20 protein-coding genes are annotated in these 24,923 nt (G+C 66.2%); 5 read left to right on the forward strand and 15 right to left on the reverse strand.

All coding sequences use genetic code 11. The features are described 5' to 3' along the window. Positions 1 to 43 precede the first annotated feature (43 nt). Complete coding sequence (locus CH273_RS20550; protein WP_032397830.1) at positions 44 to 1,795, reverse strand: proline--tRNA ligase; 1,752 nt, start codon at positions 1,793 to 1,795, stop codon at positions 44 to 46. Positions 1,796 to 1,864: 69 nt separating this feature from the next. On the opposite strand from CH273_RS20550, the gene yaaA reads away from it, so the two are divergent. Genes yaaA through mgtE form a run of 3 tightly spaced genes read left to right on the forward strand, consistent with a single transcriptional unit; the run spans position 1,865 to position 5,205 of the window. Beyond that, positions 1,865 to 2,608 carry a peroxide stress protein YaaA gene (gene yaaA, locus CH273_RS20555; RefSeq protein WP_032397829.1) on the forward strand — a complete coding sequence of 248 codons (744 nt, stop codon included), beginning with the start codon at positions 1,865 to 1,867 and terminating at the stop codon, positions 2,606 to 2,608. Continuing rightward, positions 2,605 to 3,816, forward strand: coding sequence for a DUF2786 domain-containing protein (locus tag CH273_RS20560; RefSeq protein ID WP_032397828.1), 1,212 nt, complete (start codon positions 2,605 to 2,607; stop codon positions 3,814 to 3,816). The genes yaaA and CH273_RS20560 overlap by 4 nt, the downstream gene beginning before the upstream one ends. A gap of 42 nt (positions 3,817 to 3,858) precedes the next feature. Continuing rightward, positions 3,859 to 5,205 (forward strand): magnesium transporter, encoded by a 1,347-nt coding sequence (gene mgtE / locus CH273_RS20565; RefSeq protein WP_094638050.1) that lies wholly within the window; start codon positions 3,859 to 3,861, stop codon positions 5,203 to 5,205. A gap of 13 nt (positions 5,206 to 5,218) precedes the next feature. Here mgtE and CH273_RS20570 read toward each other — a convergent pair whose 3' ends face one another. The 11 genes from CH273_RS20570 to mqo form a co-directional block, all read right to left on the reverse strand. Then, positions 5,219 to 6,706 (reverse strand): MFS transporter, encoded by a 1,488-nt coding sequence (locus tag CH273_RS20570; RefSeq protein WP_032397827.1) that lies wholly within the window; start codon positions 6,704 to 6,706, stop codon positions 5,219 to 5,221. 7 nt (positions 6,707 to 6,713) lie between these two features. Beyond that, positions 6,714 to 7,949, reverse strand: coding sequence for a uroporphyrinogen-III C-methyltransferase (cobA, locus tag CH273_RS20575; RefSeq protein ID WP_032398366.1), 1,236 nt, complete (start codon positions 7,947 to 7,949; stop codon positions 6,714 to 6,716). Positions 7,950 to 7,960: 11 nt separating this feature from the next. After that, the gene (locus CH273_RS20580; protein WP_032397826.1) at positions 7,961 to 9,643 is read right to left on the reverse strand and encodes an ATP-binding cassette domain-containing protein; all 1,683 of its coding nucleotides are present in this window, start codon (positions 9,641 to 9,643) and stop codon (positions 7,961 to 7,963) included. A gap of 53 nt (positions 9,644 to 9,696) precedes the next feature. Continuing rightward, positions 9,697 to 11,364, reverse strand: a complete 1,668-nt coding sequence (locus CH273_RS20585) for a DUF7800 domain-containing protein (protein ID WP_032397825.1) — start codon at positions 11,362 to 11,364, stop codon at positions 9,697 to 9,699. Positions 11,365 to 11,421: 57 nt separating this feature from the next. Then, positions 11,422 to 12,438 carry a zinc-binding alcohol dehydrogenase family protein gene (locus CH273_RS20590; protein ID WP_032397824.1) on the reverse strand — a complete coding sequence of 339 codons (1,017 nt, stop codon included), beginning with the start codon at positions 12,436 to 12,438 and terminating at the stop codon, positions 11,422 to 11,424. A 2-nt stretch (positions 12,439 to 12,440) separates the two neighbouring features. Then, a complete protein-coding gene (locus CH273_RS20595; RefSeq protein WP_045195548.1) occupies positions 12,441 to 12,827 on the reverse strand; it encodes a cobalamin biosynthesis protein in 387 nt (128 codons plus the stop codon). Positions 12,828 to 12,840: 13 nt separating this feature from the next. Beyond that, complete coding sequence (locus CH273_RS20600; protein ID WP_032397823.1) at positions 12,841 to 14,271, reverse strand: cobyrinate a,c-diamide synthase; 1,431 nt, start codon at positions 14,269 to 14,271, stop codon at positions 12,841 to 12,843. Continuing rightward, a complete protein-coding gene (gene cobO, locus CH273_RS20605; RefSeq protein WP_032397822.1) occupies positions 14,265 to 14,885 on the reverse strand; it encodes a cob(I)yrinic acid a,c-diamide adenosyltransferase in 621 nt (206 codons plus the stop codon). The genes CH273_RS20600 and cobO overlap by 7 nt, the downstream gene beginning before the upstream one ends. 9 nt (positions 14,886 to 14,894) lie before the next feature. After that, positions 14,895 to 16,862, reverse strand: a complete 1,968-nt coding sequence (locus CH273_RS20610; protein ID WP_052050465.1) for a magnesium chelatase subunit D family protein — start codon at positions 16,860 to 16,862, stop codon at positions 14,895 to 14,897. Between the two features lie 242 nt (positions 16,863 to 17,104). Beyond that, a complete protein-coding gene (locus tag CH273_RS20615) occupies positions 17,105 to 17,581 on the reverse strand; it encodes a GNAT family N-acetyltransferase (RefSeq protein ID WP_027496727.1) in 477 nt (158 codons plus the stop codon). Positions 17,582 to 17,592: 11 nt separating this feature from the next. Beyond that, on the reverse strand, positions 17,593 to 19,161 hold the full coding sequence (gene mqo / locus CH273_RS20620; protein WP_230597003.1) for a malate dehydrogenase (quinone): 1,569 nt from the start codon (positions 19,159 to 19,161) through the stop codon (positions 17,593 to 17,595). 144 nt (positions 19,162 to 19,305) lie between these two features. On the opposite strand from mqo, the gene CH273_RS20625 reads away from it, so the two are divergent. After that, positions 19,306 to 20,346, forward strand: a complete 1,041-nt coding sequence (locus CH273_RS20625) for an alpha/beta hydrolase (RefSeq protein WP_032397821.1) — start codon at positions 19,306 to 19,308, stop codon at positions 20,344 to 20,346. Continuing rightward, on the forward strand, positions 20,343 to 21,728 hold the full coding sequence (gene mtr, locus CH273_RS20630; RefSeq protein WP_032397820.1) for a mycothione reductase: 1,386 nt from the start codon (positions 20,343 to 20,345) through the stop codon (positions 21,726 to 21,728). The genes CH273_RS20625 and mtr overlap by 4 nt, the downstream gene beginning before the upstream one ends. Positions 21,729 to 21,734: 6 nt before the next feature. On the opposite strand, the gene CH273_RS20635 is transcribed toward mtr, so the two are convergent. The 3 genes from CH273_RS20635 to map form a co-directional block, all read right to left on the reverse strand. Next, positions 21,735 to 22,301: an alpha/beta fold hydrolase gene (locus CH273_RS20635; protein WP_032397819.1), complete on the reverse strand. Its 567-nt coding sequence runs from the start codon at positions 22,299 to 22,301 to the stop codon at positions 21,735 to 21,737. Positions 22,302 to 22,408: 107 nt separating this feature from the next. Then, entirely contained in the window at positions 22,409 to 23,938 is a 1,530-nt protein-coding gene (locus CH273_RS20640; RefSeq protein WP_032397818.1) for a cobyric acid synthase, read from the reverse strand. Positions 23,939 to 23,975: 37 nt separating this feature from the next. Beyond that, complete coding sequence (map, locus tag CH273_RS20645; RefSeq protein WP_045195561.1) at positions 23,976 to 24,851, reverse strand: type I methionyl aminopeptidase; 876 nt, start codon at positions 24,849 to 24,851, stop codon at positions 23,976 to 23,978. Positions 24,852 to 24,923 lie beyond the last annotated feature (72 nt).

A 24,923-nucleotide genomic window follows, 5' to 3' on the forward strand; every position in this document is an offset into this window, starting at 1 on the left:
TACCAGCGGGTAAACGACCGCGCAGAAAGATCGCGAGACTGTCCTACGGTGTGCGCCGCACGGCCTCGACGATCCCCTCGACCGCCGAGTCGATGTCGAGTTCGCGACTCTCACCGGTGAAGCGATCACGGATCTCGACCTTGCCGTCGGCCCAACCGCGGCCGAGAACGACCACCAGCGGAACACCGATCAGTTCCGAGTCCTTGAACTTCACTCCGGGCGAGGCCTTGCGATCGTCGAACAGCACCTCGATGCCCTGGGAATCGAGTTGTGTCGCAATGGATTCCGCACCCGCTCGCGCAGCGTCGTCCTTGTTCGCGATCACCAGGTGGACATCGGCAGGTGCAACCTCCGACGGCCACCGCAGACCCTTGTCGTCGTGCATCTGCTCGGCGATCACGGCGACCAGACGCGAGACGCCGACGCCGTAGGAACCCTGAGTCAGGCGAACCGGCTTGCCGGTCTCACCGAGGACGTCGACAGAGAACGCATCGGTGTACTTGTAGCCGAGCTGGAAGATGTGTCCGATCTCGATTCCGCGAGCACTGACGAGCGGTCCACGACCGTCGGGAGACATGTCGCCGTCACGCACCTCGGCTGCTTCGATGGTGCCGTCGGGAACGAAATCGCGACCGGCGACAAGGTTCACCACGTGCTTGCCCTTGACGTCCGCGCCGGTGATCCACGACGTGCCGTCGACCACCCGGGGATCGACGAGGTACCGAACTCCGTTGGCCTGCAACGCACGAGGCCCGATGTACCCCTTGACGAGGAACGGATTGGCCGCGAAGTCCGCGTCGGTGAGCAGAGCGAATTCGGCAGGCTCGAGTGACGCTTCGAGGCGCTTCTCGTCCACCTCGCGGTCACCGGGCAGGCCGATGGCGAGCAGTTCCCACTCCCCTTCGGCGCCCCGCACCTTGAGCAGGATGTTCTTGAGTGTGTCCGCGCCGGTGACGGTGCGTCCGAGATCGGCGGAGTTGGCCCACTCCACCAGGGTCGCGATGGTGGGGGTGTCGCCGGTCTCGTGATCGACGGCAGCGGGCTGCCCTTCGATCGGCAGCGGCGCAGGTGCCGGCGTGGTGACGGCCTCGACATTGGCCGCGTATCCCGACTCGATGCAGCGCACGTAGGTGTCCTCACCGATGTCGCTCTCGGCCAGGAATTCCTCGGAGGCGCTGCCTCCCATGGCACCGGACGTCGCGGCGACGATGACGTAGCTGACCCCGAGGCGGGCGAAGATGCGCTGGTACGCCTCACGGTGGGCGGCGTAGGACTTCTTCAGTCCGTCCTCGTCCATGTCGAAGGAGTACGAGTCCTTCATCACGAACTCGCGGCCACGCAGAATGCCGGCGCGGGGACGCTCTTCGTCGCGGTACTTGGTCTGAATCTGGTAGAGCGTGACCGGCAGGTCCTTGTACGAGTTGTACTCGGCCTTGACCGTCAGCGCGAACAGTTCCTCGTGCGTGGGACCGAGCAGCATGTCGTTGCCCTTGCGATCCTGCAACCGGAACAGGGCGTCGCCGTATTCGGTCCACCGATTGGTGGTCTCGTACGGCTCGCGCGGCAGCAGTGCGGGCAGGGATATCTCCTGCGCACCGATGGCGTTCATCTCCTCGCGCACGACACGCTCGACCTGCCGAAGCACCCGCAGACCCAGCGGCAACCAGGAGTAGACGCCCGGCGCGATACGGCGGACGTAACCGGCGCGGACCAACAACTTGTGACTGTCGACCTCGGCGTCGGCCGGGTCGTCGCGAAGGGTACGAAGGAACAACTGCGAAAGACGGGTGATCACAGGTTGTCAGACTAGTCGCTCACGCAGTGGCTGTGAGCAGGCGGCCGTGCAGTGAGTAGCCTCGAGCCCGTGCTGATTCTGCTGCCTCCCTCCGAGACGAAGTCCGACGGCGGTTCCGGAGCACCCCTGGATCTGGACCGACTGTCGCTGCCCTCGCTGACGCCGCTTCGTCGAAAGCTCGCCGACGCGCTGGTGGAACTGTCCAGCGACGTCGACGCATCGATCACGGCGCTCGGCCTCGGCCCCACTCAGGTCGGCGAGATCGAACGCAACGCCCGGTTGTGGACCTCACCCACCACACCTGCGCTGCAGCGGTACACCGGCGTGCTCTACGACGCCCTCGACGCGGCGTCGTTCACCCGTGCCGGTCGGGCCCGAGCGAACGCGAGGCTGTGGATCGGCTCGGCACTGTTCGGGGCCGTCCGTGCCTCCGATCCGATTCCGTCCTACCGTCTCTCCGGTGGCTCGACCGTTCCGAATTTCGGGACGCTGCGATCACATTGGAAGCCCGAACTCTCCGATGCCATCGACGCCGAGGACGAGGGGATCGTCGTCGACCTGCGATCGGGCACCTATCAGCAACTCGGTCCCGTCGCGGGCGCGATCACCGCAACGGTACTCACCGAGAAGCCCGACGGCAGCCGATCGGTGGTGAGCCACTTCAACAAGCATCACAAGGGTCTGCTGGCACGCGCATTGACCCTGACCACCGCCGAGCCGAAGGACGTGAAAGCTGTTGCGCGCGTTGCATCCAAGGCCGGCCTTCGGGTCGAAGTGGCGTCGAGCACCGAATTGATCGTGCTCACCGAATGAACGACATTCCGGGACTGCTCCGCCTCGGTGCCGACGCATCGGTCGGCAAGACCAGGAGCCAGCGCGTCGCCGACGACGTCGCGGATCGGCTGGTGTCGATGGACGCGACAGAACTCGGCTCTCGGGCGCTGACGAACATGATCGAGGCGATGTACGAAAACGGCTGGCAGCCCATGGATCTGGTGCATGTCGTGCGGCGTCAGCACACGGTGGCCGTCGCCGATCTCGCTGCCGCGGTGCTGCTGCATCAGGCCGACCTCACCGACGCCGATGCACGGGCCCCGCAGGACTGGGTGGATCAGATGTCCACGATCTGTGAGCAGTTCCCCAAGGTTGCGGCGCGGGTGGAGGCCACGCCCGATTTCCTGACCGCGTACCTGGCCTCCTCGGGTAAGTCCGATTACATCGCAGCCAGTGATCAATGGCTCGACGTACTCACCCTGCTCGGCCGATGGCAGACGCTGCCCCGGTGGCCTCAACTCGGCCCCAAGCCGTCCCAGTGGCCGCGCACTCGTCCCACGGTGACCGGTGTCGCCGGTACCGACTCACCGAACACCAAGATGCTGAGCAAGATTCGCGGTCTGCTGGCCAAGGCCGACGCCACGGATTTCGAGGAGGAGGCCGAGACACTGACGGCCAAGGCGCAAGAGTTGATGACGCGCTACTCCATCGACACCATGCTGCTCTCTCAGGGCCACATCGACATTCACGGCCGACGGGTACATGTCGACGGCCCCCATGCGCCCGCCAAGGCGCAACTGCTGCACGTCGTCGCAACCGCCAACCGCGTCAAGGCGATCTGGGATCCGGAGTTCGCCGTCGCAACCCTGGTCGGGGCTCCGGTGGACGTGGAACAGACCGAGTTGCTGTTCACCTCGCTGCTGGTTCAGGCAACGCGCGCCCTCGGGCATTCACCGCAGGCGAAGAAGCGCAGGAAAGCCGGATCGGCGGCGTTCGGCAAGGCGTTTCTGTACGCCTATGCCGTCCGCATCGGAGACCGCCTCACCGATGCCGACGCGCTCGCACTCGAAGAGGCCAGTCACGAATCAGGTGATCTACTACCGATTCTCGCCGCGCAGACCGTCGCCGTCGAAGCCGAGTTCGATCGACTGTTCCCGACGGCGAAGCCGATGCGCGGCCCCCGCCTGGACGCCGAGGGCTGGGATTCGGGGCAGGCTGCGGCGGATCGAGCGGACCTCTCGCGCTGAGGTGTTCGAGTCCACCGCTAGTACGCAAGGCAAAATGGTTCCGTGCCCGAAACTCTCGACGACATCATGACCCGTACGTCCGATCTGCTGACCGACCGCGACATGGCCGCCCTGTCCACCCTGATGGCCGAGCTGTCGACCACCGATGCGGTGCGCATGCTCGAGCGGGTCGACTCGTCTCGACGAGCGGTGTTGTTTCGTCTGCTGCCGAAGGACGAAGCGGTCACCGTCTTCGAGCGGTTCGACGCCACCGTTCGCGGCGAGTTGTTCGAGAGTCTTCGCAGTGACGATGTGATCGCTCTGTTCGAGGATCTCGACCCCGACGACCGTGTCGAACTTCTCGACGAACTCCCGTCCAACGTGGCACATCGACTGTTGGTTGGCCTGTCTCCCGACGAGCGCGCGCTCACCGCCCCCATGCTGGGGTACGAGCGCGGGTCGGTCGGTCGCCGCATGAGTCCGGAGTTCGTTCGGCTGCGCAGTGCCGCGACCACTGCCGACGCACTCGATGCCGTGCGACGCACCGGCTCGGACGCCGAGTCGGTGTACCTGTTACCTATCACCGACGATCACCGAACTCTGCTGGGGGTGGTGACCCTCGCCGATCTGGCGACTGCGGCACCGACCACTCCCGTCGGCAAGCTGTACTCGGATCATCCGGTGGTCAAGGCCGATTCGTCGGCGGAGGAAGCTGCCCGGCTGTGCTTCGAGCACCGCAGTCCTGCAGTGGTCGTGGTCGATTCCGAGCAACGGCTGATCGGCATTCTCACTCTCGAGCAGTCGTCACGAATCCTGGAAGAAGCCGAGGACGAGGACGCTGCCCGCGCCGGCGGCTCGGAGCCGCTGCGCAGGCCGTATCTGTCGACGCCTGTGCTGTCCATCGTTCGCTCCCGCGTGGTGTGGTTGCTGGTGCTGGCCCTGTCGGCGATCCTCACGGTGCAGGTGCTCGAGATCTTCGAGCACGCGCTCGCCGCCGTCGTCACTCTCGCGCTGTTCATTCCGCTGCTGACCGGAACCGGGGGCAACACCGGCTCGCAGGCCGCGACCACCGTCACGCGGGCACTCGCGCTCGGTGACGTGCGACCGCGAGACATAGCCGCGGTGCTGTTTCGCGAGATTCGGGTCGGAGCGACGATGGGTGCGATGCTCGGCACCCTCGGCTTCGTGATCGCAGGACTCGTCTACGACTGGCACCTCGGGCTCGTCATCGGTACGACGCTGTTGTCGATCTGCACACTCGCAGCCACTGTCGGCGGAGCGATGCCGCTGATCGCCAGGAAGATCGGTGTCGACCCGGCGGTCTTCTCGACACCCTTCATCTCCACCTTCTGCGACGCGACGGGATTGATCGTCTACTTCCTCATCGCCAAGGCCGTCCTCGGCGTGTGATCGGCGCTGCTGGTCACCCCTTCTGGGCGTTTTCCTGAGCGGCCTGGGCCTGTGCGACCTGCTGCGGGGTGAAACGAATGAACACCGCAGCGATTCCCGCGATCACGGCGCAGACGGCGCAGCAGAACAGCGCGAACATGTAGCCCGAGCTCAACGCATCGAGCTGGGTGTCGTTCATCAGCGTCGCCGGTCCGGAAATGCCGCCCAACGACAGGGTGCGGGAGGTCACCAGCGCGCCGATCACGGCCAGCGCCAAGGGCCCGCCGAGGGTCTGAGCAACCAGGGCGATGGCGGTCAAGGGGCCGATCTCGGTGGGGCTCACTCCGGCGATGGCGCATAGCGGGAGCGGCACGACCGTCAGGCCGACGCCGAATCCGATGCCGATGACGGGGAAGAACAGTCCGGGGAAGTACGACGAGTCCGCGTTCATGGTCGCAACCGACACCATCAGCCAACCGACCATGATGACGGCACCGCTCAGAATCAGCCACCGTGGGGCGATGCGCGTCACCAGCTGCGAGGCCAGGAATGCGGCGGCACCGAGCCCGAAGGCGAACGGCACGAACGCCAGGCCCGCGTGCAACGGGCTGTATCCCAGGATGTCCTGAACGAACAGTGCCACGTACGCGGCGAGGCAGAACATCACCCCACCGGCGAAGAAGATGGCCACGAACGTCGCCACGCGGTCTCGGCTGCCGAACAGCGAGAACGGAAGCAGTGGGTTGTCGGCGCGTCGCTCGACCATCAGGAACAACCCGAGGAACAGCAGGCCGGCGAGCAGCGAGACGATGACGATCGGGTTGGTCCAGCCCAGTTCGGTGCCCTCGCTCAGAGCCAACACAACGCCGGTGCAGCCGAGCGTCGCCAGAATCGCTCCCGGCACGTCGAGCGGTAGCCTCGCCCCAACCGTCTCCTGGAGCGACACGACTGCGAGCACCACGATGACGACACCGATGGGGACGTTGATCAGGAAGATCCACCGCCACGACACCTCGGTCAACGCACCGCCGATGATCAGCCCGGCGATGGAGCCGACACCGGTCATGGCCGCGTAGATCGCGATGGCCTGATTTCGAACCGGGCCCGGCGCGAACGTGGTCGCCACCAAAGCGAACGCCGTGGGCGACGCCACCGCGGCTCCGACGCCTTGGAGCGCACGAGCCGCTACCAGCGTCGCCTCGTTGACCGCGAGCCCGCACAGCAGGGAGGCGACGGTGAACAGTACGACACCGGCCAGGAACATCTTCTTGCGGCCGAAGGCGTCACCGAGTCTGCCGCCCAGGAGCATCAGCCCGCCGAAGGCGAGGGCGTACGAGGTGAGCACCCAGTTGCGTCCGGCATCGGAGAGACCCAGATCGGCCTGCAACGGTGCCAGAGCGAGATTGGCGACGGTGCCGTCGAGCACCACCATCAACTGCAGGCCGCTCAGGACGATGATCGCCAACCCGAACGCGCGGGTCGTCACCGGGTACTTGACCTCGGTGCTGGAGGTATCGGGCATCGATGATTCAGGCACGGGCGTTCACGTTACCGGCGTGTACAGAGAAACCGGCAACGGTTCCGATGACCACGATGGCCGGAGGCCTGATCTCCGCGTCGCGAACAGCATCGGCGACGGTGCTCAGAGTGGCGCGCACTTCGCGCTGGGTGCGCATGGTGCCTTCCTGAACGACGATCACCGGGGTGTCGGACGGCCGACCACCGGCGATGAGAACGTCGGCGAACAGACCGATGCGTTCGACGGCCATCAGCAGCACGATGGTGCCCTTGAGCTTGGCCAGCGCATTCCAGTCGACGAGCGAATCGGGATGGTCGGGTGCCACGTGGCCGCTGACGACGACGAACTCGTGGGTGACGGCGCGGTGCGTCACCGGAATCCCGGCGGACGAGGGCACCGAGATGGCGCTGGTGATTCCGGGCACCACCGTGACCGGGATTCCCTCGGCGGCGAGCGCTTCGAGTTCTTCGTATCCCCGACCGAACACGTAGGGGTCGCCGCCCTTGAGCCGGACGACGAACTTGCCTGCCTTCGCTCCGTCGATCAGCGCCTGGTTGATGGCCTCCTGCGCCATCGCGCGGCCGTACGGAATCTTCGAGGCATCGATGACCTCCACGTGCGGACCCAATTCGGCGAGCAGCTCGGGCGGTGCGAGCCGATCGGCCACCACGACGTCGGCGTAGGCGAGCAACCTGCGGCCGCGGACGGTGATGAGGTCCGGATCGCCCGGTCCCCCACCCACCAGTGCCACGCCGGTCAACGGCGCATGCGCCGAATCGGCGACCACACCGGACTGCAGAGCGTCGATCACGGCATTGCGCACCGCGGCCGATCGACGGTGCTCACCGCCGGCGAGAACGCCGAGGGTCAGACCGTCCCATTCGGCCGACGCCGGGGTGACGGCGGTGCCGTCCTTGGCGATATCGGCTCTCACGCAGAAGATTCTGGACGCGGTGGCCTCGGCGACGATCGCGATGTTGGTCTCGGCCTCGTCGGTGCAGGCGACGGCGTACCAGGCGTCGGCGAGGTCGCCCTCTCGATAGTCACGCAACTCCATCGTCACCTGTCCGAAGGTCGCCATCGCCTCGACTGCCGGTGTGGCCTCGCGCGTGATGACGTGCACCACGGCACCACAGGAGATGAGCAGTGGCAATCGACGCTGCGCGACGGTGCCGCCACCGACCACGACGACGCGTCGACCTTCCAGATTGAGGCCGACCAGATAGGGAGAATCAGTCGCGTTCACGAGAGGAAACGCTACCGCGCGCGCTGCACCCGCTTCTCGTCCCATACGGGCTCATCGGATTCGTAGGCCTGACCGGTGCTGCCGAACACGAGGAATCGGTCGAAGCTCCGGGCGAACCACCGGTCGTGCGTCACGGCGATGACGGTGCCGTCGAACGCGGCGATCGCGTCTTCGAGTGCATCGGCCGACATGAGGTCGAGGTTGTCGGTCGGCTCGTCCAGCAGCAACAGGGTGGCACCGGACAGTTCGAGCAGCAGAATCTGCACGCGCGCCTGTTGGCCGCCGGAGAGGTTGTCGTAGGACTGCTCGGCGGCTCGGGCCAGACCGTAGCGGTCCAATGCCCGTCCTGCGGCCTCGCGGCCCATACCGTCACGATGTTCGTTGCCCATGTGCAAGATGTCGAGCAGCGTGTTGCCCGCGAGATCCGGACGAGTGTGGGTCTGCGCGAACAGACCGGGCCGGACGCGCGCGCCGAGCACCGCGGTGCCGGTGTGCGGAACCGGATCGAGTGCCAGTTCTTGAACCGGCTCGTGCTCCTTCTCGGGATCGGTGCCACCGTTGGCCAGCAACCTGAGGAAATGCGATTTACCGGAACCGTTGGAGCCCAACACCGCAACGCGGTCGCCGTACCAGATCTCGGTGTCGAAGGGCTTCATCAGTCCGGTCAGTTCCAGCGCCGTACACACCAACGCGCGCTTGGCTGTTCGGCCGCCACGCAGCCGAACGGTGACGTGCTGCTTCAGCGGCACCGCCTCGGGCGGCCCGGCCTCCTCGAACTTGGCCAACCGAGTCTGCGACGCGTGGTACCGAGCAGCGACACCGTCGTTGAACTTGGCCTTCTCTCGCAGGCGCAGCACCAGCGCCCGAAGTTTCACCAGTTCCTCGTCCCACCGCCGTCGTAGTTCGTCGAGCCGAGCATTCCGGTCCTCACGCGCGGCGTGATACGTCGCGAACCCGCCGCCGTGCACCCACGAGGTGGCCCCGCTGACGCCCGGTTCCAGCGTCACGATCCGGTTCGCGGCGTTGGCGATGAGTTCCCGGTCGTGGCTGATGAACAGGACGGACTTGTCGGAGTCGCGGATGGTCGCTTCGAGCCAGCGCTTGCCCGGCACATCGAGGTAGTTGTCCGGCTCGTCGAGAAGGAGCAGATTGTCCGAGCCGGCGAACAGAGCCTCGAGCACGAGACGCTTCTGCTCGCCGCCACTGAGGGTCGACGCAGCGCGCCACTTCGCGCGGTCGAACGGCATTCCGAGTGCAGCAGTGGTGACCTTGTCCCAGAACGGCTCGAGGTCGTAACCGCCGACGTCACCCCAATCCGAGAGGGCCTGCGCGTATCTCATCTGGGTCTTCTCGTCGTCGACCTCGATCATCGTGTTCTCGGCGGCGTCGAGGGCCGCAGCGGCCGTCTGCACGGCCGGCGACGCAACCGACAGCAGCAGATCACGCACGGTCGAGTCGTCTCGCAGCTGACCGACGAACTGCCGCATCACCCCGAGCGAGCCCGAGCTCGACACCGATCCTTCGTCGGGGGTCTCGTCCCCCGCGATGATCCGCGTCAGTGTCGTCTTGCCGGTTCCGTTGGGACCGATCAACGCCGTCTTGGCACCGTCGCCGACGCGAAACCCGACACCGTTGAGCAGCTGCCGTCCGTCGGGCAGGAAGTAGACGATGTCGTTCAGTTCGAGGTGGGCCACAACGAACCAGCCAACCTCATCGGCCCGGCGATGGCCAATCGTTTACTCGCCCGCTAGGCGAGGGCCAGGACCGACGTCTCCGTGAGCACCTGTTTGCCCGCATCGTCGACGTGCGCGTGGTGCACTCGCAACCGGGCCGAGTCGCCGTGCAGGGTCAGCAACATGACACCGTTGTCGAACCAGGGGCCCGCCTCGGCCTCCCACTCGACACCGGACGGGCCCACGTGTGCCGCCCGCGCCAGCTTCGACAGAATGCGGGCCGCGGGACGTTTGATGGCCAGCTTGTTGACGGCGCGAATCGGCAGATCGAGCGGATTGCGGAACGGCGACATGGTCAGCTGATACGTGGCCGGTACCTCGCGCCCGCCGACCCCGAAGTCCGCGTTCGCCACGTACGAGCAGTGCACGTCGCCCGAGAGCCACATGATCGAGGCGGGTGTGTTCTCGCCGCGAGAGAGCTCACGCGTCAACGCCGCCATGTCGTTGAAGGAGTTGGTGAAGGCCGCCCAGTGTTCGAGGTCGAGGCCGATCCGCATCTTCTCGGCCACCTTGGCCGACATCGACCCCCAACTGCCCTGTGCCACGGCCTCGTTCCACTGTTCGAGGTAGTGCAGGGCGGGCAGCATGAGGTAGGGCAACGACGACCCGAACAGCAGATGTCGCGGGGTCTTCTCGAGTGCGCGCTCGCGTACCCACGCCCACTCCTTCTCGTCGACCATCTCTCTGTTGTTCGGATCCAGATTCCGCGAGCACCGCGAGTCGATCATGATCAGCCGAGTGTCGCCGAAATCTCGGTAGAAGCTCCATCGTCCGGTCTCGGGCCTGCGGTCGACACGTAACGCGAAGTCGGCCAACAGCTTCTCCCGCTCGGCGTCGGTGTCGGCAGACCGAACTGCGGCGTACATCTCGTCCTGCGCCAGCTCCTTGGGCGAGAGGTTGCCCAGGTGCTGGTACACCCAGTAGGACGAGTACGCGCCGACCACACGATCGTTCCACCACGGCCGTGTCACGATGTCCCGACGCCAGGAGGCCGACGAGTTCCAGTCGTCGCGCAGATCGTGGTCGTCGAGGATCATGCACGACGGGATGCTCGCCATCAGAGTCCGTACCGGCTCGAGTCCCCACGATTCCCGGTACAGCCAGGAATACTCCTCGAAATCGCAGATCTCGTTCTCCGCGTCGGTACCGATGGCGCTCTGCGGTCCCTCGCCCGAGCTCCGGCGCGCCTGGAGTCGTTCGACGATCTCCGGGGACGGGTCGTCGGCGTAGACCTGGTCACCGAGGAGCAGCAGCGCCTGCGGCCATCGACTCGGATCCTGCTCGATCAGCGCGTTCCCCAGCCCGGCCAAGGCGTCGGCCCCGATCTGCTTCAAGGATTCGTCGCTGTAGTTGTCACCGCGCCGACACGAGCCGAAGGCCAACGTGACGGGTCCCTCGGCGTCGACGGTGTGGATGGCCGCCGTCCGACCTTCCGGGGGCCACACGCGACGCTCGTCGACGAACACCTCGTAGTTCACCGTTGCGTTGGCCGGCAGTCCTTCGAGCGGTACCAGCGCGTAATGGTGGCCGTGCACTCCCCACGTACGTTCGGAACCCCGGACGCCGGCGTCGGTGACCACGGAAACCGTCGACGATTCGGCCATCTCGAACCACAGGGTCGCCGTCTCGGTGCCGACGTACCGGACGATCGGGCCGAGCAGGACGATGCTGTCGGAAGTCATTGGATCCACATTGCCTGCGTCGGCCCGCTTTCGCCAGTCGGTGGCGCGGATCGGTCCTCAGGAACGGGCTGCGACCACGACCTTTCCCCGTACGTGCCCGGTCTCGACCAACCGATGTGCCTCGCGTAGCTGCTCGGCGTCGATCGGAGAGAGGACCGTCGTCGCGGTCGTCCGCACCGAACCCGCATCGACGAGTTCGGCCACCCTGGTCAGTAGCTCGTGCTGACGAATCAGATCCGCAGTCTCGTGCATGGGGCGAGCGAACATGAATTCCCAGTGCCAGGAGATCGCCTTCGTCTTCAGCGGGAGAACGTCGAGTGTCTCGGGATCGTCGATCGCCACTATCTGTCCGAACGGCGTCAACAGGTCTGCATAGATCTCGACCTGGCCGGCGGAATGTGCAGTGAACACGTAGTCGATGCCGTCCGGTGCCACTCGACGTACTTCGTCGCGAAGATCGCGGTGGTGATCGACCACCTCGGCTGCTCCGAGAGAACGAACCCACTCCACCGCGTCCTCACCCGCTGCCGTCGCGATCGCGCGCACACCAGGAACCAGGGTCCGAAGTAGTTGCAGCACAACAGATCCCACACCTCCGGTGGCACCGACCATCAGCAAGGTTCCGGTGCTCTCGGCAGTGATGCGGAGCTTGTCGAACAGTCCTTCCCATGCGGTGATCACGGTCAGCGGTAACGCCGCGGCCTGTGCGAAATCGAGGGTCGTCGGTTTCTTCGCCACGATGCGTTCGTCCACCGCATGGAACTGCGAGTCGGTCCCGGGTCGGCCGATGTCTCCCGCGTAGTAGACCTCGTCCCCCGGCGCGAACATGGTGACGTCGGCGCCGACAGCGCGCACCACACCAGCGGCGTCGAACCCGAGCACCTTCGGCTCGCCCTGCGGATCGTTGCCGGCACGGACCTTGACATCGACCGGATTCACCGACACGGCTCGCACCTCGACCAGCAGGTCTCGCGGCCGCACGGCGGGTACGTCGACGACCACATCGGTGAGGCTGGCAGGGTCGTCGATCGGAAGCGAGCGGGTGTAGGCAACGGCTGTCATCGTCTCGGTCATACCTACAGGATGGCCCGAACCCCCGGTCCACCGTCAAGGCAGAGCTCGACCACGGCAACGGTGACACCGGCCGAACCGAACCTGGGCACCGTCAACTGCGTCGAACCGCCGGCCAGCAATGCCGCCGCCTCGGCGACGCTGGCACTTCCGACGGCACGGAGCACCCGAACCGATGTCGTCGGCGTGACGACGGTCGACAGTTCCCTCGCCGAGTAGGTCACTCCCCGAACCCCCATGCTCGACGCCACCGCCGCCACCAGTTCTGCTTTCCGGTCGATCGAGGCGATGGCCTCGACACGCCAGTCCGGTTGCAGCACCGTGGCGATCGCGGCCACGACGGCGGCGGAGCCGACGCCGGCTCGGGCACCGATTCCGACGACCACCCGCATCTCGCGACCTCTCTTACACGCGCACGTAATCGACGGCGGCCGAGACGAATCGGGTGATCGACTCGGAATTGCCTGCGGCGTGGGTGTGCAGATACGACGCGTGGACGCCGCCCTGCACGAAGCCCTCGCGCACTGCAGTTCTGCCGTCGGGGTTCTGCCTGTGCCAGCCCCAGGCGGCCGGCACCGCCTCGCGCACGTCCCTGGATCGGTTCGTTCCTGCAGGCTCCACTCCCACGACGAGCTTCGTGCGATGGAACTCGTGGCCGGTGACGCGGGTACCCGCGTCGAACAGTGTCGACGATTCGAGGGCAACCGCGTCGCGGTATCCCAGAGTGAGGGTGTTCCCGAATTCCGCGTCCACATCTACGACCCCGGCCATGGCATGACCGTCCAATCGCCGTGCCAGATACAGCAATCCGGCGCATTCGGCGTGGATCGGCAATCCCTGGGCCGCCGCGGCTCGAATGTCGGCGAGCAACACCTCGTTCGCCGACAGTGCGGCTGCGTGTTCCTCCGGGAATCCGCCGGGTAGTACGACTCCTGCTGTGCCGGTGGGCAATCCGTCACGCAGCGGGTCGAACACGGCCACATCGGCCCCGGCCGCGCGGAGCAGTTCGACGTGTTCGGTGTAGCCGAAGGTGAATGCCGGTCCACCCGCCACCGCTATCACGGGCGATCCCTCGCAGGTGCGTACCTCGTCCTCCGGGGACCACTGCGGCGCGGTCACCGACGATCGAGCCAGTGCGCTCACAGCCTCGATGTCGACGAATCGGGAGACCAAGGCGCTCATTGCGTCCACGGCATCGGTTGCGGCACCACCGTGTTCGACCGCGGTGATCAGCCCCAGGTGCCGTGACGGGACGACCAGTTCGCTCATGCGCGGCAGCGCGCCGAGTACCGGAACACCCACCCGTTCGCACGCTTGACGCAACACGTCCTCGTGCCGCTGACTGCCGACGCGATTGAGAATCACACCCCCGATGCGGACGCTGGCATCGAACGTCGAGAACCCGTGCAGCACCGCGGCGAGCGACTGACTGTGCCCGCGGGCGTCCACAACCAGGATCACCGGCGCACCGAGCATCGCGGCCACCCGTGCAGTCGATCCCTCGGCAGACGCCTCCCCGGGGCCGGTCATGTCGATCTTGCCGTCGAACAGTCCCATGACGCCTTCGACGACCGCGATGTCGCAGCCTCGACTGCCGTGTCGGAACAAGGGTCCGATGCGGTCGGCACCGACCATCACGGCGTCGAGGTTGCGGCCGGGGAGCCCGGCGGCGAGCGAGTGATAACCGGGGTCGATGTAGTCCGGCCCCACCTTGAACGGGGCGACGGTGCGGCCGGCGCTGCGCAGCGCACCCATCAGCCCGGTTGCCACCGTCGTCTTTCCGCTGCCCGACGCGGGGGCCGCAATGACCACGGCGGGGCACGACGGAGTCACCATTCGATGCCTCGCTGTCCTTTGCGGCCGGCATCCATCGGGTGCTTGACCTTTGCCATCTCGGTCACGAGATCCGCGGCCTCGATCAGCTCATGGGGCGCATCCCGTCCGGTGATGACGACGTGTTGGTTGCCCGGTCGATGGGTCAGAACCTCGACCACCTCCGCGACATCGACCCAACCCCACTTGAGCGGGTAGGTGAACTCGTCCAACACGTAGAAGCGGTGTGACTCCTGCTCGATCCGCCGGGCGATCTCCCGCCAACCCTCTGCTGCCGCCTCGGCGTGGTCGACGTCGCTGCCCTTCTTGCGGGTCCACGACCACCCCTCGCCCATCTTGTGCCATTCGACGGCTCCGCCGACCCCGGTGCTCTCGTGCAGGTCGCCGAGTGTGCGAAACGCCGCTTCCTCCCCGACCTTCCACTTGGCGCTCTTGACGAACTGGAACACTCCGACGTCGAATCCTTGATTCCAGGCCCGCAACGCCATCCCGAATGCGGCCGTCGATTTCCCCTTGCCCGGTCCGGTGTGCACCGCGAGCACGGGCAGATTGCGGCGCTGACGCGTCGTGAGGCCGTCCTGCGGAACGGTTCCGGGAGCCGGTACACCCTGAGGCATCGCGTACTCCTACGCCGCTGCGCGAACGACAGCGGCGACCTGCTCGGCCGACAGGTCCGCGAGGGCCACGTAGCCACCGCCGAGGCACGCCGCGAAATCGGCAGCGAGTCCGAGGCGGACCATTCCCGATTCGCAGTCCACCACGACGGAGGCGATCTTGTCCGACGCGACGCGCCGGGCGGCAATGCGGGCCCGGCCGACCGGATCGGTACCGCCGGTGGCCCGTCCGTCGGTGAGCGCGACCAGCAGAGCGCGGCGCAGCGGATCTCGAACACGCTCTCGCAGAACGAGTTCACGCGCCTGCAGAAATCCCTGCGCCAGTGGCGACCTACCGCCGGTCTTCATCTTCCGCAATCGAGTGACGGCCACGTCCACCGACGACGTCGGTGGCAGTACGGTCTCGGCTTGCGTGCCGCGCACGGTGATCACGGCAACCTTGTCGCGGCGCTGATACGCATCGCGCAGCAGCGACAGCACCGCACCGGTCACCGCGGAGAGCCGATCTCGCGCAGCCATCGATCCCGAGGCGTCGACGACGAAGACGATCAGGTTGCCTTCACGCCCCTCCTTGATCGCGCCCCGCAGGTCCGCGGGCTCTAGCTTCAACCGGCCGGCGGTGCGGCCGCGGACGACCTGCTGCTCGGCCGCGGCGAAGAGGGTGCCCACCAGGTGCAGACCTCTGCCTGGCTCCACAGTGGGCCGTACCGACCGTCCGTGCGAGGACCGCGACCGCGACCGTCGGCCGGGCGCGCCCTCGCCCACTCCTGGAACCTCGAGCAACCGCGCTCTGAACTGTGCTCCCGGCGTGCCTGCCTGCTTCTCGCTGCCGGCACCCGAGGACGGCGGTGGTTGCTTCGACTCGTCGCGTGAATCGGAGGACTCGGAGTCGGAGGACTGGGACTGGGACTGGGACTGGGACCCATCGTCTGGGGCCTCGGGCTCGGGCGCTCCCCCGCCGTCGGGATCGGGCTCCGGGTCGGGATCGGGCTCCGGGTCGGGTTGTTGCTCGGCCTGTTCCGCAGCGTCGCGCATGGCGTCGTCCAACTGCTTGTCGTCGATTCCCGGCTCGTCGAAGGGGTCGCGCCGACGCCGGTGCGGCAGAGCCAGTTCGGCGGCGATTCGCACGTCCTCCTCGGCCACCTCGCTCGCCCCTCGCCAGGCGGCGTGCGCGGACGCGGTACGCGCCAGCACCAGATCGGCGCGCATGCCGTCGACGTCGAAGGAGGCACACAGCGCGGCGATACGACGAAGTTCCTTGTCGCTCAACACCACGTCGTCGAGAATCTTCCGGGCGGCCAGAATCTGCTCGGCCACGGCGATGTCGTCGTTGCGGAACTCTGCGGCGAACGCGTGCGGATCACGCTCGTAGTTCATCCGGCGGCGGACGACGTTCATGCGGACGTCCACGTCCCGCGATGCCGTCACCTCCACTGCCAGACCGAACCGGTCGAGCAGCTGCGGACGTAGCTCGCCCTCCTCGGGATTCATCGTGCCGACGAGCACGAATTGTGCAGGGTGAGAATGAGATACACCGTCCCGCTCGACGTGTACCCGGCCCATCGCGGCCGCGTCGAGCAGCACGTCGACCAGATGATCGTGCAGCAGGTTCACTTCGTCGACGTAGAGCACACCACGGTGCGCGGCCGCGAGGAGACCGGGTTGAAAAGCACGTTCGCCGTCGCGCAGAACCTTCTCGAGGTCGATGGACCCCACCACTCGGTCCTCGGTTGCGCCCACCGGAAGTTCGACGAGTTTCGCCGGGCGCGACCCGTCCTCGTCGTCCACGGCGGGCAGTAGGGTCGCGAGCGCCCGCACCACCGTCGATTTCGCGGTGCCCTTTTCTCCTCGAACCAGTACGCCGCCGATACCGGGGTGTACGGCGCACAGAATCAGCGACAACCTCAGCTGATCCTGACCGACGATCGCACTGAACGGATATCCCGGTTCGGGAACACTCCCATTTCGCTGCACAGCCAATTCCCTTCGTGCCCGGAGTTCCGCGCCGGACGTTCGGTCGAGATACACGAAGCCGGGCGGCGATCTGGCTGACAGGGGAATCTTCCGATCGAAGAGTCTCCTGAACACAGTGGCGGGACCGCGCCTGATTGACACAGGACTTCTCCGCGACCGACTTCGAACGGAACACTACCGCCGAACGAACGAATGCCACACACGGTGTGGACCGGGTGTGGCATTCATTCGTCGAGTACTACAGGAGGTCAGGCCTCGCTCCAGGCGGTGCCGCCGCCCCGGCGCATCGGGGTGTGCGGGATGCCGTCCTCGAGAACTTCCTCGCCGTCGGGCAGGAACCCGTGCTTGGCGTACATGTCGACGAGGTAGCTCTGCGCGTTGATCCGGCACGGCGCAGAGCCGACCTCGGCAAGCGCCGCGCGCAGAATTCGCGTCGTGTGGCCCTGTCCCCTGGCGGAGCGTTGCGTGCAGAGCCGGCCGATACGGAACGCCTTCTCGCCGTCGTCGTGCTCCTCGAGCAGGCGAAGGGTGCACACCACTTCGCCGTCCCGTTCGAGCCAGAAGTGTCGTGTCTCGGTCAGTAGGTCACGCCCGTCCAACTCCGGGTAAGCGCATGCCTGCTCGACCACGAACACCTCGACACGCAGCTTCAACAGGTCGTACAACGTGCTGTTGGACAGGTCTAGTGCCCATGATCGTTTGAGAGCTGCTGCTTGCGTATTCATACCTTTTGCTATCACACACCCGAGGGCTGTGCGAGCTCACGAGCATTTTCCAGTTCCAGCGTCTTCGACGTCCAGGCCCAGACCTCGTCGAACAGGGAGCTGTTCTGCGCCAGCTTGACCCCGAGCGAGGGAACCATCTCCTTGAGCTTGGGCTGCCATGCGTCGTACTTGTCGCCGAAGCACCGCTGCAGCACGTCCAGCATGGCCGGAACGGCGGTGGATGCGCCGGGCGATGCACCGAGCAGTCCCGCGATCGTGCCGTCCGCAGCGTTGACCACGGCCGTGCCGAACTCGAGCACGCCGCCGCGACCCTTCTTGCGGATCACCTGCACGCGCTGACCCGCGGTGACGAGCTCCCAGTTCTCGCCGAGCACCGAGGGTGCGAACTCGCGCAGCGTCTCGACACGATCCGCCTGCGACTGAGCCAGCTCACTGACCAGGTACTTGACGAGTCCGAGTTCGGTCACGCCGACTCCGAGCATCGACATCAGGTTGCCGGGCTTGACCGAGCCGGGCAGGTCGGTGATCTTGCCCTGCTTGAGGAACTTGGGCGACCAACCGGCGTACGGGCCGAACAGCAGACCCTGCTGGCCGTTGATCACGCGGGTGTCGAGGTGCGGCACCGACATCGGCGGAGCGCCGACCGACGCCTTGCCGTACACCTTGGCCGAATGCTGCTCGATCAGTGCCGGATCGGTGCATCGCAACCACTCGCCGCTGACCGGGAAGCCGCCGAATCCCTTGATCTCCGCGATCCCGGACTTCTGCAGCAGGTGCAGTGCGCCGCCGCCTGCGCCGACGAACACGAACTTGGCGTTGACGGTCTTCTTCGCCCCGGTGCGCTGGTTGGCGACCTTGACGTCCCAGGTGCCGTCGGACTGCTTGGTGATGTTGCGCACATCGTGCCCGAAGTGCACGGTGCCGCCCGCGGACGACAGGTAGTTGAGCAGCTGCTTGGTGAGCGCACCGAAGTCGACGTCGGTGCCTTCCTGGCTCCAGTTCAGCGCCACCGGGTCGGAGAAGTCACGGCCCTTGGCCATCAACGGCAGTCGCGCGGAGAACTCGTCCTTGGAGTCGATGTACTCCATGCCTGCGAACAGTGGGTTGCCCACGAGCGCCTCGTACCGCGCCCGGAGGTACTTCACGTTCTCTTCCCCGTGCACGAAGCTCACGTGCGGAATGGGGTTGATGAAGTTCTTGGCGTCGGAGAGAACACCGGTTTCGATACCGTGTGCCCAGAACTGACGCGACACCTGGAACTGCTCGTTGACGTTGAGCGCCTTGGCGATATCGACGCTGCCGTCCTTGTTCTGCGGCGTGTAGTTCAGCTCGCACAGGGCCGAGTGGCCGGTGCCCGCGTTGTTCCACGCATCGCTGCTCTCGGCTGCGGCCGCGTCTAGCCGCTCGTAGACGTCGATCGACCAGTTCGGCTCGAGCTGACGGAGCAGCGCACCGAGGGTGGCGCTCATGATTCCGGCACCGACCAGAACGACGTCGGTCTTGATCCGCTTACCCTGCTCATCTTTGGACACTGGAGAATCGACTTCCTTGTCTGTCGAGATCTCGGCCGGTGGCGGCATCGACCGAAGAACTCTGTTGTAGAGGGGCTACTCACCCGGTGCGGTCAGGTTACTAGCTGGGCCTACCCCATCGGACACCACGTCAACCCGGTCTCGATTGTGCTCCTCGGACGCCGCTCGCGGCGCCCACTACAGTTGTGATCTGTGACTACCTGGGTGCCCGATGTCCTCGGCGACGGCTACGAACAGACGACCATTCCACTCGGTGACGATCCGGACGGCGAGGGGCAGGTCGAGGCCACTCTCGTGCGGTATCAACCGTCGGGCGCCGCGAACGTCGAGCGCGCGGTGATCTACGTCCACGGATTCACCGACTACTTCTTCCAGCGACACATCGCCGAACACTTCGCCGCGATGGGCTACGCCTTCTACGCGCTGGACCTACGCAAGTGCGGACGGTCGCGCCGTGAGGGTCAGACCGCGCACTTCGTCACCGATCTGGCGATGTACGACGCCGAGCTCGACGAGGCTCTCGCCCTGGTCCGCGCCGAACGCGCCGATGCCCCGGTGCTGCTCATGGCGCACTCGACGGGCGGACTCGTACTGCCGCTCTGGCTCAACCGCCTCAACCGCCGAGAAGGCGGGTCGGCCGGCCTCGGCCTGTCGGGCGTCGTGCTCAACAGCCCCTGGTTCGATCTGCAGGGTCCACCGGCGATACGCAGCGTCGGCACCGCAGCGATCGACGTGATCGGACGGTTCCGAGCCAAGGCGCAGGTGCCGGGCAGCGGCCTGGACACCTACGGACTCTCGCTCGCCGCCTCCGAGAACGGCGAATGGGACTACGACCTCGACTGGAAACCGCTCGCGGGCTTCCCCATCACGTTCGGCTGGATCCGCGCTGTCCGCCACGGTCACGCCGAACTGCATCGCGGCCTCGATATCGGCATTCCGTCGCTCATCCTGCGCTCGAAGGTGACGCACTTCTCACGCCGGTACAGCTCCGCGGTCGACGCCGCAGACGCCGTCCTCGACGTCCGCCAGATCGCCCGCTGGGCCGGCTGCCTGGGCGACCGCACCACCATCGTCCCCATCGAGGGAGCCCGTCACGACGTGTTCCTGTCCACCGAGGAGCCACGTGCGCGGGCCTTCGAGGAAATGGACGAGTGGATCGAGTGGTTGCATCGAAGCGAGGGCACCGACCACGCGTCGGGCAAGGACCACACCGAGAGCGGGCACATCTCATGACCGAGCATTTCGACGTCGCGATCATCGGCTCCGGATCGGGCAACTCCATCGCCGATTCGCGCTTCGAGGACAAGAAGATCGCACTTCTGGAAGAGAACTCGACATTCGGCGGCACCTGCCTCAACGTCGGCTGCATCCCGACGAAGATGTTCGTCTACGCCGCCGAAGTCGCCCGTACGGTGCGTGATTCGTCCAAATACGGTGTCGACGCCCATGTCGACGCGGTGCGCTGGCCGGACATCGTCGACCGCGTCTTCGGCCGCATCGACCCCATCTCGGAGGGCGGCAAGCGCTACCGCGCCGAAGGCAGCCCCAACGTCACATTGTTCGAGGGCCACGCGACGTTCGTGGGCCCCCGCACGATCGACACCGGCACCGGCACCGTCATCACTGCAGACCAGGTCGTCATCGCGGCCGGATCCCGGCCGGTGGTGCCGCAGTCCATCGCCGATTCGGGTGTCAGCTATCACACCAACAGCGATGTGATGCGGCTGCCGGAGCTTCCCGAGCATCTGGTGATTCTCGGATCCGGTTACATCGCAGCGGAATTCGCGCACGTGTTCTCCGCGCTCGGCTCGAAGGTGTCGATCGTCGCCCGCAAGGACACCTTGTTACGCGCACTGGACGCCGACATCTCCAAGCGGTTCACCGAATTGGCCCGCGCCAAGTGGGACGTCCATCTCGACTCCGGTGAGACCCGCGCCGTCACCGAGGGCGCGCTGCACGGCGTCGAATTGGCCGACGGCACCAAGGTTCTCGGGGACGCGTTCCTGGTGGCCGTGGGCCGCGAGCCGAACGGCGATCGGCTGGATCTGGACACGGCAGGCATCGACATGGACGACGAGGGCCGCATCGTGGTGGACGAGTTCGGCCGCACCACCGCCGAGGGCGTGTTCGCGCTCGGCGACGTCTCCTCGCCCTACCAGCTCAAGCATGTGGCCAACCAGGAAGCACGAGTGGTCCAGCACAACCTGCTGCACGACGCTTGGAACGGTGACACCGCCGCGCTGCGCGCCAACGACCACCGTTTCGTTCCCGCGGCGGTGTTCACCGATCCGCAGATCGCCGAGGTGGGCATGACCGAGGAGCAAGCCCGTGACGCCGGCCTGGACATCACCGTCAAGGTCCAGAACTACGGCGACGTCGCCTACGGCTGGGCGATGGAAGACAGCGAAGGTCTGTGCAAGATCATCGCCGAGAAGGGCACCGGGAAGATCCTCGGCGCGCACATCATCGGCGCTCAGGCCCCGACCCTGATTCAGCCCATCATTCAGGCGATGAGCTTCGGTCTGTCCGCACAGGACATGGCCCGCGGTCAGTACTGGATTCACCCCGGCCTGCCCGAGGTGGTCGAAAACGCTCTGCTGGGACTCGACCTGTAGTTCCGGTCACCACGGGCTGGTGCGGAGCACGATTTCCGTTGCCAGCGCGGCCGGCTCGTCGGCGACGACGTTCACGCTGCCGTCTAGCTGGACCACGCGAAAATCCGAGTAGACGAACCGGCCGCTCGCGTCGGCGGATGCGCGGCCCAGCGAGGACCCGACGACCAGTGTGGTCGGCAACTCGACTGGGGGGCAGTCCGCGGCGCGCACGGCGCCTTGCTCGTCGGCGATCGCGGGGTGGCAACGGTTCACCACGATCAGACTGGCGAAGCGCCCGAAGGTCTTGGCAGCCAGCGTCCACGCCGACTCCGCACCTGCCCCGCTGCCGACGAGGTGCACCCACGACAGCTTCAGCTCGTCGAGAACCGCCAGGATCGTATCGTCGCTGATGCCGTCGATGCTCTCCAGCGCAACGGTTTTCAGATCCGAGTTGTGCAGCCGTTCACCGACGGCGTCGTACACGTCCACCGAATCGCCTGCATCGGGAAGCAAGAGAACGGCGTGCCTGCTGTCCGGGCCTGCGACCCGAACCGAACATTGCCCACCCGCAGCACTCACATGCGTGAACTCCATGGGGACGACGGTACTGCCTGCGGTCGAAGCGGAGGAAGAGCAGGCCCCCCGACCGACCGACTCACGAACCGAAGGCCTGGTCGGCCTACCGGTGTGTCTCCGGCCGATCACGACACGCGGCTGACGATCGTGTCGAGCCTCGGATCGACACCGTGCTCGATGAGGTCGAGCACGGCGTCGACGTCGAGGTTGTCTTCCACCAGATCCGCCAGCAGGTCCAACTGCTGCTCGCGCAACGCAGCGACCGATGTCGCGGGGGCCACCACGAACCCGGAACGGCCCGATTTCCCTGCTACCCAGGTGAGGAAAGATCGCCGGAAATCATCGGACTCGAGCAGGCCGTGCCAGTGGGTTCCCACGACAGTGCCGCGCACACTGCCCTCCGGGATGTCCGACGCATCGGCAACGAGCGCGTCGTCACCGTTCCGCACGACCCGACCGTGGTGAATCTCGTAGCCCGACACGCTGTTCGAGCCGAATTGGTTCGATCGCCCCGTCACCTGCGTCAGTATCTTCTCGACGGCGAATTCGATATCGAGATCCAACAGACCCAGGCCCTCGACCACACCGACCCCCGACTCCACCGCATCCGAAATCGTTCGACCCAGCATCTGATACCCACCGCAGATCCCCAGAACCGGACGTCCCGCAGCCCCGCGTGCGGCGATCGCATCGGCAAGACCGCTGCGCCGCAGCCAGTCCAGATCCGACACGGTGGACTTGCTACCCGGGACGACCACCAGATCGACATCCTCGAGCCGGGACGGCTCGGTGACCCAGTGCACAGACACCCCGGGCTCGCAGGCCAACGCCTCGACATCGGTGGTGTTGGAGATTCTCGGCAGACGCACCGCCGCGACGCGCAGCCACTGCGAGCCGTGCGGTGGACGCGGGCGCCCCACCGGAGCATCGGGGACGGTTCCGAGCGAATCCTCGGCGTCCATCCACAAGCCGTCGGCGAACGGGACGACACCGTACGTCGGCCGACCCGTCAACGCGCGCAACTGGTCGAGACCGGGTGCCAGCAGAGCTGGATCGCCCCGGAACTTGTTGATCACGAACCCGGCGACGAGCGCCTGATCCTGCGGAGACAGCACGGCCACGGTGCCGAACAGATGGGCCAGCACTCCCCCACGATCGATATCCCCCACCACGATCACCGGAAGGGACGCAGCCGTCGCCAACCCCATGTTGGCCAAATCCGTTGCGCGCAGATTGATCTCGGCGGGCGAGCCAGCGCCCTCGCAGATCACCACATCGAAGTCCGAACGCAGAGAAGCCAATTCGTCCGCCACCACCGCGCGCAAAGACTGCCGATGCTCGATGTAGTTGCTCGCACTCACCTGCGCCACGGCCCGCCCCCGCACCACCAACTGCGATGTCCGGTCACTCCCCGGTTTCAGCAACACCGGATTGAAACGCACACTCGGCTCCAGGCCACAGGCCGCCGCCTGCATCGCCTGGGCTCGACCGATCTCGCCGCCGTCGAGCGTGACCACCGAATTGTTGGACATGTTCTGCGCCTTGAACGGAGCCACCCGCACACCCCGACGCGCCAACATTCGGCAGAGCCCGGCGACCAGCACACTCTTGCCCGCGTCGGACGTCGTCCCGGCGACCAACAGAGCGCCTTTCACGGCGCTACCAGATCTCGATTCGCTACGCAGGCTCGGCTCACGGCAGTGTCAGGATCTCGCTACCCGTCTCGGTCACCACGAGCGTGTGCTCGAACTGCGCGGTCCACTTCTTGTCGTGCGTGACCACCGTCCAGCCGTCGTCCCACATCTCGGCGTTGATCGTACCCAGGTTGATCATCGGTTCGATCGTGAACGTCATCCCCGGTTCGATGACGGTGTCCACCGACGGCTGGTCGTAGTGCAGCACGACCAGACCGTTGTGGAAGGTGGTACCGATACCGTGGCCGGTGAAGTCCTCCACCACGCCGTAGCCGAACCGGTGCGCATACGACTCGATGACGCGGCCGATCACGTTCAGCGCGCGACCAGGCTTGACGGCCTTGATGGCCCGCATGGTGGCCTCGTGGGTGCGTTCGACCAGCAGTCGGGCCTCCTCGGAGACGTTGCCCGCCAAGAAGGTTGCGTTGGTGTCGCCGTGGACGCCGTCGATGTACGCGGTGACGTCGATGTTGACGATGTCGCCGTCCTGGATCACCGTCGAATCCGGGATGCCGTGGCAGATGACCTCGTTGAGGGAGGTGCAGCAGGACTTCGGAAAACCCTTGTAGCCCAACGTGGACGGGTATGCGCCGTGATCGATCATGTACTGGTGGGCAATGCGGTCCAGCTCGTCGGTGGTGACGCCCGGTGCCACTGCCCGGCCCGCTTCCTGCAGCGCCCTGGCCGCGATCTTCGACGCCACCCGCATCTTCTCGATGACCTCGGGGGTCTGAACCCAGGGCTCGCTGCCCTCGGCCACGGTCGACTTCCACGCGTATTCGGGGCGCTCGATCGACTTGGGCACCGCGAGGACGGGCGAGACGACGCCTGGTACGAGTGGCTGACGGGGCTTGCTCTCGGCGGTCACAGACATGGACCCAAGAGTAGTCGGCTCGCACTCGGCCGCGGACCGCAGCGCAGTGCCCGTACCAGTCGAAACAGCACA

Origin of the sequence: Rhodococcus sp. 05-339-2, from assembly GCF_002258965.1 — a bacterium.
Lineage (GTDB): Bacteria > Actinomycetota > Actinomycetes > Mycobacteriales > Mycobacteriaceae > Rhodococcoides.

Excerpts from the sequence above, each read along its gene's own strand:
- CH273_RS20560 (WP_032397828.1), top strand. The coding sequence starts at position 2,605 with ATGAACGACATTCCGGGACTGCTCCGCCTCGGTGCCGACGCATCGGTC.
- mtr (WP_032397820.1), top strand. The coding sequence starts at position 20,343 with ATGACCGAGCATTTCGACGTCGCGATCATCGGCTCCGGATCGGGCAAC.
- CH273_RS20590 (WP_032397824.1), bottom strand. The coding sequence starts at position 12,438 with ATGACCGAGACGATGACAGCCGTTGCCTACACCCGCTCGCTTCCGATC.
- CH273_RS20585 (WP_032397825.1), bottom strand. The coding sequence starts at position 11,364 with ATGACTTCCGACAGCATCGTCCTGCTCGGCCCGATCGTCCGGTACGTC.
- CH273_RS20570 (WP_032397827.1), bottom strand. The coding sequence starts at position 6,706 with ATGCCCGATACCTCCAGCACCGAGGTCAAGTACCCGGTGACGACCCGC.
- CH273_RS20635 (WP_032397819.1), bottom strand. The coding sequence starts at position 22,301 with ATGGAGTTCACGCATGTGAGTGCTGCGGGTGGGCAATGTTCGGTTCGG.
- CH273_RS20615 (WP_027496727.1), bottom strand. The coding sequence starts at position 17,581 with ATGAATACGCAAGCAGCAGCTCTCAAACGATCATGGGCACTAGACCTG.
- map (WP_045195561.1), bottom strand. The coding sequence starts at position 24,851 with ATGTCTGTGACCGCCGAGAGCAAGCCCCGTCAGCCACTCGTACCAGGC.
- CH273_RS20600 (WP_032397823.1), bottom strand. The coding sequence starts at position 14,271 with ATGGTGACTCCGTCGTGCCCCGCCGTGGTCATTGCGGCCCCCGCGTCG.
- CH273_RS20595 (WP_045195548.1), bottom strand. The coding sequence starts at position 12,827 with ATGCGGGTGGTCGTCGGAATCGGTGCCCGAGCCGGCGTCGGCTCCGCC.
- cobO (WP_032397822.1), bottom strand. The coding sequence starts at position 14,885 with ATGCCTCAGGGTGTACCGGCTCCCGGAACCGTTCCGCAGGACGGCCTC.
- mqo (WP_230597003.1), bottom strand. The coding sequence starts at position 19,161 with ATGCCGCCACCGGCCGAGATCTCGACAGACAAGGAAGTCGATTCTCCA.